The sequence below is a fragment of the Paenibacillus sp. JT22N1 genome (genome assembly GCF_059692155.1).
Genome location: NZ_JCAUAW010000061.1, coordinates 1 through 1,680, shown reverse-complemented (window position 1 = coordinate 1,680; position 1,680 = coordinate 1). Strand labels below are relative to the sequence as shown.

At 42.3% G+C, this 1,680-nt stretch carries 1 protein-coding gene; it reads left to right on the top strand.

The features are described 5' to 3' along the window. Positions 1-865: 865 nt before the first annotated feature. Positions 866-1,438, top strand: coding sequence for a beta-class carbonic anhydrase (locus AC58UU_RS39845; RefSeq protein ID WP_497323032.1), 573 nt, complete (start codon positions 866-868; stop codon positions 1,436-1,438). Positions 1,439-1,680 lie beyond the last annotated feature (242 nt).

Sequence of the window (1,680 nt, the reverse complement as noted above, 5' to 3'; positions counted from 1 at the left end):
GGGTGACATGGTGACAAATGGTTTCGCCGTCTTTCAAGTCGTAAACCACCGTATAAAATGGAAAACCCCCTCTACTTTTTTTTTCAACGAACAATATGCGCCCAAGCGGACCTCTATTAAACGGTGATTTTTCATGGAACACATTAAACTAACGGTGAACGATAGCTTCATAACAAAGATCAAACATGCTGCCGGTGATAAACTCGGTGGCCTGTTGTACTAACGGGCAGCATGCCGTGACGAATGATAGATTTTATGATGGCATGGTAGGTTGTAGGGGAAGACAAAGACCAACAAACGGTTATAATCGAACATTACCTTGTTCCTGGTTATGACGTAGGAATATAGTGAAAATATCCAAATTGGAGTGTGTGCTATGATTTACAATAATGGAATGATGGCTAAGAGAGCAGACACCTGATCGGTATTCTGGAGGATGATTGGAAATCCCTCATCGCGATAGAACATTTACTTGCAAATGTCGGCCGGGATTCGGAGAGTGGTATTATTTCGCCCCTATGGTCTTTCACTGTTACGCAACCTCCCCGAACAACCTAAGCAACATGCGGCGAGGGATTGTGGTTTTGGCAAGCCACGGTTCGCTTTTCTGAATCCTTGTCCATGCAAAACCACGACATTTAAGTGCTGGACAGTGGTTCAAAACCCTGCATTACCAATCATTACGACAGTTTCGTCAGTTGCGTATTGGTAGCGCTTCTGATGGTTCTTTTGCTTTTCATGGATGTTGCAGGACAAGATTCATTTATCAAAACCATCTAATAAGAATACGGTTTGGCATGTTGAGGGTGCTTCGTAGGTTATGATAAGATTATAAGATATCAAGAGAGAAATTGAGGTGAGAAGCTTGGACCGACTTTATGATATGTTACACTTTAACTCGGAGTTTGTAGAGAAGAAGGAATTTGAAAAATATAAAGCATCTAGATTCAAAGATAGAAAGATGGTTGTTGTAACTTGTATGGACTCAAGACTTACCGACCTTCTTCCCCGAGCATTAAATATAAAGGATGGAAATTCCAAAATCATTAAAGATGCTGGAGCGATAGTTTTGCATCCATTTGGCAGCGTTATGCGTAGCGTTATTGTCGCTGTATATGAATTAAATGCCGATGAAGTGTTTGTGGTCGGACATCATGATTGCGGGATGAGCTGTATTGACCCTAGCGAAACCATTAATAAAATGAAGGAGAACGGCATATCTTCCGAAACTATCGACACCCTCGAAAGTTCCGGAATTAATTTGCAACAATGGCTACACGGTTTTGATAGTGTTGAAGACTCCGTCAAAGGAAGCGTGAAAACGGTCAAGAACCATCCCCTCATGCCAAAAAAAATTCCAGTTCATGGCCTTGTAATCGACCCGGAAACAGGAAAGTTGGATTTAATAGTTGACGGTTATAAACATAAGGAATCCTAGGGAAATCCGAATTGAATGAAGCCTTCCTGGATCACGAAACGCTATTCTGGGGAATACTGAGCTATCGAGAAACTATAGCTCAATGAAGACACGACGGCAGCCGGCCAGACGATCGGCTGCCGTTTCCTTTGAAGTAAACATTCCTGTTAGTCCTAAGAATTGGACTTTGAAAGAAAAGGAGCGCCTCGGTATGATGGGTTTGTCAAAGGGTTTAACCCAACACCATCAAGGAGGCGCTCTTA